The following is an 8,644-nucleotide window of genomic DNA, read 5'->3' as shown; positions in this document are numbered from 1 at the left end:
AGGACCCGATGTCGGACGACGAATGGGTGGTGCCCGCGTCGTACGGGCAGGAGCGGTTGTGGTTCGTCGACCAGGTCGAGCCGAACTCACCCGCCTTCAACATCATCACTTCCGTGCACCTGCCGTATCCGCTGTCCGCCAGCGAGATCGTGGGTGCGTTCCAGGAGGTGGTGTCCCGGCACGAGGCGCTGCGGACGTCGGTGCGGGCGGTGGACGGTGAGCCGCGGCAGGTCGTCCACGGCAGCGTCGCGGTCGAGGTGGCCGAGGTCGACCTGCGGGGTCAGCCGCCGGAGGTGTTGACCGCCCGCTACGACGCGGAGGCCGTGCGGCCGATTCCGTTGGACGCGCCACCGCTGTGGCGGGCGACGCTGGTGCGGCTGGCCGACGCCGAATGGAGGTTCGTCTTCGTGGCCCACCACGCGATCTTCGACGGTGCCTCGATTCCGAACCTGCGCACCGAACTGACCGAGCTGTGCCGGTCGGTCGTGGACGGCAGCCCGGCACGCCTTCCCGAGCTGGCGATCCAGTACCCCGACTTCGCCGCCTGGCAGCGCGAACAGCTCAGCGGCGACACGTTGGCGGCGCACCTGCGCCACTGGCGGGCGGTGTTGGACGGCGTACCGTTCGTCCACACGCTGCCTACCGACCGGCCCCGGCCGGCGCGCGGGCCCGCCCCCGGCGCGGATGTCGCCGTCGACCTCCCCGACGGGCTTGCCGCCGCGGTGGCCGAGTTGGCCAGGCGCCTGCGCGCCACCCCCTTCATGCTCTTCCTCGCCGCGTACGCGACCCTCGTGCACCGGCTGTCCGGCGACGGGGAGGTCGTGGTCGGCGTTCCGGTCGGCGGACGGGAACTGCCCGAGGTGCAGCCCCTGATCGGCATGTTCGTGAACACGCTCGTGCTCCGCCTCGACCTGTCCGGCGACCCCAGTTTCGCGGTGTTGGTCGACCGGGTACGCGGGCAGCTGGGGGAGGCGTGGGAGTTCCAGGACACCCCCTACCAGAAGGTCGTCGAGGCGGTCGCGCCGCGCCGTGACCCGAGCGTGCCGCCGCTGTACCAGCTCGGCTTCAACTATCTGCCGGACGTCGGCACCGGCACGGGCAACGGCGTGGCCCGCGACGACCTGATGCTCGGCGTGACCGACCGGTACGTCCGGCTGGAGTACCACGCGGTGCTCTTCACCGAGGCAACCGCCCGTACGCTCGTCGCCCGCTATCTGCGGCTGCTGTCCGCAGCGGTCGGGGCACCGGACACGCCGCTCTGGTCGCTGCCGCTGCTCGACCCGGCCGAGCGGACGCAGCTGGACGCGTGGGAGCGGGCCGACGGCCTGCCGGTCGTCGACCGGGCCGGGCAGCCGGTGCCGGTGGGCGTGGTGGGGGAGCTGCCCACCGGGGAGCTGGGGCTGCGGCGGCCGGACGGCACGGTGGAGGTGTTGGGACCGCCGGCCCACCGCCCGCTGCTGAACGCGCTGCGCTGGCGGCACCGGATCGAGGCGGCGCTGCGGGCCGCGCCCGGCGTCGCGGACGCCGCGACGGTGGTCCGCGACACGCCGACCGGTCCCCGACTGGTCGGCTACGTCGCCCGGCCCTCGGGTGACCTGGCCAGGGTACGGGCGGCGCTCGCCGAGGCGCTGCCGGCTCACCTCACGCCCGACCTCGTCCAGGTGCCGGCCCTGCCGCGCACCGCGGACGGCGGGATCGACGAGGTCGCCCTCGCGGCGACGCCGGTCGCCACGGACCCGTCGCCCGCTGACGGCGCACCCCCGCCCGACGAACCGGCCCCGGCCGATCAGACGGTGCCGAGCACCGCCACCGAGCAGGCGATCGCCGAGATCTGGACGGAGGTGCTCGGGGTCCCCTCGGCGCACCTCGACGACGACTTCTACGCCGTCGGTGGGCACTCCATGCTCGCGGTACGACTGGTGGCCCGGCTGCGTCGGCTCACCGCCGGCCGCAGCCGCCAGGTCGGGGTCATGGATGTGGTCACCTGCCGGACGATCCGCCGGCTGGCGGCGCTCGTCGACGGCGCCCAGGACGGTGGCCGCCAGCTGCTGCACGAGTTGACCCCGCCCGGGGAACGGATCGTCTCCTACGTCTGCGTGCCGTACGGCGGCGGTAGTGCCGCCGTCTACCAGACGTTGGCCGACGCCCTACCACCCGGCCACGCGCTCTACGCCGTCGCCATTCCCGGCCACGACGTGGGGCTCGACGAGGCGGCGCTGCCGTTCGACGAGCTGATCGACGCCTGTCTGGCGGAGATCCTGGACCGGGTGCCAGGCCCGGTCGTCCTGTACGGACACTGCGGGGTCGGCGGCGCGCTCGCCGTGGCGCTGGCCCGCCGGCTGGAGGCCGCCGGCCGGCCGGTCGACGCGCTCTACCTCGGGGCCGTGTTCCCGGCCGCGCGGGCCAAGGGCGTGCTGAGCACGGTGTTGCGCCGGCTCGACGGGCTGGCGAGCAACCGGGTTTACGCCAACTGGCTGACCGGCATGGGCGTCGACCTGTCGGAGCTGGAGCCGGCGCAGGCCGACCGGATCGTGGCGAACATGCGCCGCGACGGCCAGGCCGCGGAGGAGTATTTCACCGGCCTGCTCACCGAGCCCGGTCCGCGCCTCCGCGCACCGGTCATCTCCGTGGTCGGGGAGCGTGACCGGGTTACCGAGTTCTACCAGGAACGGTTCCGCGAGTGGCAGGTCGTCTCCGACACGACCGCCGTGGTGGTGGTCGACGAGGCGGGGCACTACTTCCTGAACCACCGTGCCGACGAGCTGGCCGACATCCTGACCAGCACCCACCGGGCGATCGCGGCGGGCGGGTTCACCACCGTGGGCGGCCCGGAGGTGGGCTGGCGGGCGCACGCGGTGCACCACGATCCGGCCGGCACCGGCGCACCGACGGCTGATCCAGCGCCGGCCGAGGTCAGCGCCGGTCGGCTGGGGGCCGCCCCAGCCGGCGCCGCCAGAACGCCCGCCGGCACACCGGCCGCGCCGCGGAACATGCGCACCTACCTGGCCATCGCCGCCGGGCAGCTCGCCTCGCTGACCGGCTCGGCGCTGACCCAGTGGGCGATCCCGGTGTGGATCTACCTGGAGACCGGCTCGTACGTCTCGTTCGCCCTTTTCGCGGCGCTTGGCATCGTGCCCACCCTGGTGGTCTCCCCACTGGCCGGCGCGCTGGTCGACCGGCTCGACCGGCGCCGGGTGATGCTCTCGGCGGGGCTGGCGGCCGGGCTGGCCGAGCTGGCCATGGGCCTGCTGCTGTGGGGCGGAAACCTACAGGTGTGGCACCTCTACGTGCTGGTCGTCTGCCTGTCCACGGCAGCGTCGTTCCAGCGTGTCGCCTTCCTCGCCGCGACCCCTCAGCTGGTGCCGAAGGCGTATCTCGGCCACGCCAACGGCGTCAACCAGCTCGCCATCGGCTTCGCCAACCTGGTGGCGCCGCTGCTCGGCGCCGGCCTGCTGGGGCTGCTCGGGTTGGGCGGCATCGTGCTCGTCGATGTGGTGAGCTACGCGTTCGCCGTGGTCGTACTCCTCGTGGTGCGCTTCCCGCAGGCGATGGGCCGGGTCCGCGACGAGCCGCTGCTGGCCGCGCTGCTCGGCGGGCTGCGCTTCACCTGGGGCATTCGCGGACTGCGCAGCATGCTGCTGTTCTTCGCCGCGCTCAACGTCTTCCTCGGCGCAGCGTTGATCATGGTGTCGCCGCTGGTCCTGGGTTTCGGTTCGCTCGCCCAGGTCGGTCAGGTCGCGTTCGCCGAAGGCGTGGGCGCGGCGCTCGGCGGGCTGCTGGTGATCGTTTGGGGCGGGCCGACCCGGCGGCGGGCGACCGGCGTGCTCATCGCGTCGGCGGCGATGTCGGCCTGCTACCTCCTCGTCGGTCTGCGTCCGGCGTTGCTCCTGGTCGCCGCCGGGCTCTTCGGTGCCGGCCTGGCCCTCTCCGTGACCCAGGGGATCTACGCCACGATCGTCCAGGTGAAGGTCCCGCAGCGGTTCCACGGCCGGGTCTTCGCGCTCAACCAGATGATCGCCTGGGGGACGCTGCCGATCGGGTACGCCGTGGTGGGCCCGTTGGGAGGGCGCCTGCTCGAACCCCTCATGGCGGCCGACGGGCCGCTCGCGTCCACGGTCGGCGCGGTCATCGGAGTGGGTCCCGGGCGCGGGATCGGCCTGCTGTACCTGGCACTGGCGGTGGCGATGATGGGGTTGACCGCCGCAGCCGCGCTCGTCCCGTCGCTCGCCCGGTTCGACCAGCAGGTGCCCGACGCGCCACCCGACGATCTCGTCGGCGTGGAGCAGCTACGCCGGCCGGGACCGGCTGAGCCGGTCGCCGACCCGCCGGCCGCCCGGCTCGATGAGCTGATCGCCGCCCAGGCGGCCCGTACGCCATCCGCGACCGCCCTGATCAGCGGCACCGAGCGGGTGACGTACGGCGAGCTCGACGCCCGGGCCGGGCGGCTCGCCGCGGCCCTGCGGGCTCGGGGGGTCGGCGCGGAGACGTTCGTGGCCATCGCGATCGACCGATCGGTGGCGATGGTGGTGGCGGCGCTCGCGGTCCTCAAGGCCGGCGGCGCGTACGTCGCGCTCGATCCCGCCCAGCCGCCGCGGCGGCTGGCGTCGATCCTCGACAGTGCCCGGCCCGTGCTGCTGCTCGGCGACGGGAGCCTGGCCGGCGTCGCGCCGCCGTGTCCGGTCGTGGACGAGGCGACCCTGCTCGCCGAGGCCGCCTCATCCGGCGGGCACGCACCGCTCGTGCCGGCCGACGGCGGGACGGAGAACGTGGCGTACGTCGTCTACACCTCCGGCTCCACCGGCACTCCGAAGGGGGTGCTCGCCCACCACCGGGGCATCGTCAATCACCTGCGGTACATCATGCGCGAGCACGAGGTCACCGCGGCGGACACCGTGTTGCAGATCGCCTCACTCGCCTTCGACGCCTCAGTACGCGACCTCTTCGGCCCGCTGAGCGTCGGCGCCCGGGTGGTGCTGCTCGGCCCCGACCAGGCCAAGGACCCGGCGGCGATGTTGGCGCTGGTCCGCCGGCACCGGGTGACCTGCCTGCTCGCCGTCGTGCCGACGCTGCTGCGGGGTATGGCCGATCTGGCCACCGGTGCCGCGCCTTCGGTGCGGCTGGTCCTCTTCGCCGGAGAACGCCTGCACGCGGCTGACTGCGTCGCGGCGCGCCGCATCTTCGGCCCACGGGTGCGTCTGGTGAACCAGTACGGGCCCACCGAGTGCACGATGACCACCACGTACCAGGTCGTGCCGGCGGGTGCTCCGGTGCCTGACCCGGTGCCGCTCGGTCGCCCGATCGGCGGCGCGTGGGTCCGGGTGCTGGACGACGCGCTTGCGCCGGTCCCGGTCGGGGAGATCGGCGAGATATACCTCGGGGGCGTCGGGGTGGCGCGGGGATACCTGCATCGGCCGGCGGAGACCGCCGCCCGGTTCCTGCCCGACCCGTTCGCTGACGAGCCGGGCGCCCGGATGTACCGGACCGGTGACCAGGGCCGGCTGCGCGCCGATGGCGCGCTGGAGTTCCACGGCCGCATCGACGATCAGGTGAAGATCCGCGGCCAGCGCGTGGAGCCCGGCGAGATCGAAGGGTTGCTGCGCGGCCACCCCGCGGTCCGCGACGCCGCGGTGCTGCCCAGCGGTGAGCCGGTCCGGTTGATCGCCGTCGTCAGCGGTACCGACGTGGACCTCGACGACGTCCGGGCGTACCTGCGTGCCCGGCTGCCCGACTATCTGGTGCCCGAGCAGTTCTCGGTCCTCGACGACCTGCCGCGCACACCGAACGGCAAGATCGACCGGCGTGCGCTGGCGAGCGGGCAACCGGTCGGATCGGCCGCCCGGTGACGTCGCCAGCCGCCCACCTGCGCGGTGCGCACCGGCACGCGCCATCGGTGAGCCTCCGGTGCGCCGGCGGCCATGTCGCGTCCGACCCGGCACTGTGGCGGTGCCCGGACTGCGAGGCCCCCTGGGAGTTGGCGACCTCACCGGAGTTCGACCCGCAGTCGATCGACACCACCACATGGTCGCTGTGGCGTTACGCCGCCATGTTGCCGGCCGTACCGCCGATCACCCTTGGCGAGGGCGGCACGCCGCTCGTGCCGGTCGCCCTGCCGGAGGGGGAGTTCCTGGCGAAACTGGAGTTCCTGTCACCGACCGGCTCGTACAAGGACCGCGGGACCGCCGTGGTGGTCAGCCACCTGCGCGCGCTGGGCATCGAGGAGGCCGTCGAGGACTCGTCGGGCAACGCCGGCGCGTCGCTGGCGGCGTACGCGGCAGCGGCCGGTGTCCGGGCCCGGGTGTTCGTACCCGCGCACGCCGGTGCGGGCAAGAAACGCCAGATCGCCGAGATGGGGGCCGAGGTCGTCGAGGTGGTGGGCGGCCGGGGTGCGGCGGCTGCCGCCTGCCGGCGGGAAACCGGCACCGCCGCGTACGCCAGCCACTGCTGGAACCCGCTCTTCCTCAGCGGGCAGTCGACGTGCGCGTGGGAGATCTGGGAGCAGCTCGGCGGCTCGGTGCCCGACGCCGTGGTCTGCCCCGTTGGGCAGGGCAACCTCTTCCTCGGGTTGGCCCGCGGGTTCGCCGCGCTGCGCCGGGCCGGGCTCGTGGCCGCCGTGCCGCGGATGTACGCCGTGCAGTCGGCGGCCTGCGCACCCGTGGCGCAGGCCTGGCGAGGGGGCTGGCCGCAGCCCGTGGCGGTCGACGAGGGGGTGACGATCGCCGAGGGCATTCTGACCAGCCGGCCGGTGCGCGGCGCCGAGATTCTCCGGGTGCTGCGCCGCACCGGCGGGGCGGCCGTCATCGTCACCGACGATGAGGTCCGCGTGGCACAGCGGCATCTGCGTGGGGCCGGCCTGTCCGTCGAGCCGACGAGCGCGGTGGCCGTCGCCGCCCTGCCACTGTTGCGCGACCAGATCGCCGGAGCGCAGGTCGTGCTGCCGCTGACCGGCTCCGGCCTGAAGACGTTGTAGCAGACCGGGGGCGCCTCAGGAGAGCAGGAACTCGCGTACGGCCTGATCACCGACCGGGTTGCGGCCCTGGATCGAGTGCCCCATGCCCGGGATGGTCACCAGCTTGCCGCGCGGCGTGCGCTCGGCCTGCTCGACCGCCCATTCAAGCGGGGTGGAGACGTCCCGGTCACCGTTGATCAGGAGCACCGGCATGGTCAGGCGCGGGTGTGGTGGCTGTGGGTTCGGGCGCGACGGCGGCCAGTGCCGGCAGCCCTGGACGACACCGTGTCCGACCGCGGTCTTCGGCTCGAACGGCCACACCTGATCGGGGCGAAGCTTTCGCACCGCTTGGTCGATGGCCGCGTCCCGCCGCCGCAACGGGGTCGTGGAGTCTCCCCACGGTGCGTGGATCAGGTCCGCGCAGAGTGTCGCCAGGTGCAGGCCGGCGCTGTACCGCTCGGGGGACGTGCCACCGCCGCCCTCCAGTTCGGCGATGGCCTGGTTGAGTGGGGCCGGATCACCCTGGGCGGCCGACCGCAGCAGCGCCAGCACCGGGAAGAACCCCGTGCCGGTCAGTTTCGGATCGACGATGCTCGCGGCCACGATCAGGTCGAAGACGCCGACGCCGTTGTCGTAGCGGCGCACGACGTCGGCCAGCGCCGCCGCCGGGTCGTGGCCGCAGCGCTGTTCCTGGCACGCCTGGCGTAGCATCCACCCGGCGCGGCGCAGGCCGGTGACGTACAGCGCGTCGGGGCCGTCCTGCGGAACCACCGAGTCGAGCACCATCCGGCGTACCCGGTGCGGAAACGTCAGTCCGTAGTGCTGGGCGACGAACGATCCGTAGGACACCCCGTCCAGCGTCCACTGCGGCACGCCGAGCGCCCGGCGCAGGTCCTCCAGATCCGCGACGGTGTCCGCCGTCGTGTAGAGGTCACGGTTCGGCCCGAGCAGGCGCGCGCACTCGCGTACCGCCTCGGGTGTCGGCACGGTGACATCGGACGAGCCCACCTCGGCCTGGAGCGGCTCGCAGGTGAGCGCGCCCGCTCCGGTGCCCCGTTGGTCGATCATGACGAGTCGGTAGTCGTTGAGAAGGTAGGAGAAGCGCTGACGAAGCCGCGGAAGCAGGCCGGCGCCCGCCTGTCCTGGCCCGCCGGTCAGCAGCAGGAGCGTGCCACGAGGCGCGGCGGCATTGTCGGCGGTCGCGACCCGCAACCGAAGCGTCCCCGGTGCTCCTTCGCGGCGGTCCAGCGGCACCGTCAGGTACGCGCAGGTGAAGCCGACGATGTCGGAACAGGGCCGCGACTCGGTGAGCGGGGGCGCCGTGCTCTCCGGTGTGGCTGTCGCGGTGGGCGTCTCGTCCCTCGACGCGGACCTCGTCGCGGGCCCCAGCATGGCGCACATGGCGCTGGCCACGGCGATTCCGGTCCAACGCCCGGCCCGAGTTGCCCGCACCTGGCGTTCCCTTCCGGACGACCAGCGGCGGTTGCCCGTCCTCACCCCCGCAGGCCGCCCCACCACAGGTCGAGATCACACACTATTCGATTTCCTGGACAATGTGGCACCGCACGGCGCATCCGAGTATCCAGCCCAGACAGGCTCAACCGCGCCGACCTCACCGCCTACGCCCGGTATGAGACAGGCAGCAGCCACACCTCAGCGCGACATGAGAGCGCGCCCGGCCAACCGGTCTCGGGCAGA

At 73.4% G+C, this 8,644-nt stretch carries 3 protein-coding genes; 2 read left to right on the top strand and 1 reads right to left on the bottom strand.

Translation table 11 applies throughout. The annotated features are described in order from the left end of the window. Positions 1-8 precede the first annotated feature (8 nt). Both GA0070604_RS19455 and GA0070604_RS19450 read left to right on the top strand, forming a co-directional pair. Positions 9-5,843: a non-ribosomal peptide synthetase gene (locus GA0070604_RS19455; protein WP_167363524.1), complete on the top strand. Its 5,835-nt coding sequence runs from the start codon at positions 9-11 to the stop codon at positions 5,841-5,843. Positions 5,844-5,890: 47 nt separating this feature from the next. Beyond that, positions 5,891-6,967: a pyridoxal-phosphate dependent enzyme gene (locus tag GA0070604_RS19450; RefSeq protein ID WP_141721344.1), complete on the top strand. Its 1,077-nt coding sequence runs from the start codon at positions 5,891-5,893 to the stop codon at positions 6,965-6,967. Between the two features lie 15 nt (positions 6,968-6,982). Here the strand turns inward: GA0070604_RS19450 and GA0070604_RS19445 are convergent, their stop codons facing one another. Next, positions 6,983-8,398 carry an alpha/beta fold hydrolase gene (locus GA0070604_RS19445; RefSeq protein ID WP_141721343.1) on the bottom strand — a complete coding sequence of 472 codons (1,416 nt, stop codon included), beginning with the start codon at positions 8,396-8,398 and terminating at the stop codon, positions 6,983-6,985. Positions 8,399-8,644: the final 246 nt, after the last annotated feature.

It is taken from the genome of Micromonospora eburnea, assembly GCF_900090225.1.
In the GTDB taxonomy this organism is placed as follows: Bacteria; Actinomycetota; Actinomycetes; order Mycobacteriales; family Micromonosporaceae; genus Micromonospora; species Micromonospora eburnea.
This window is presented reverse-complemented; position numbering and strand designations above follow the sequence as displayed.

Coding starts and splice junctions, on each gene's coding strand:
- GA0070604_RS19455 (WP_167363524.1), top strand. CDS start 9: ATGTCGGACGACGAATGGGTGGTGCCCGCGTCGTACGGGCAGGAGCGG.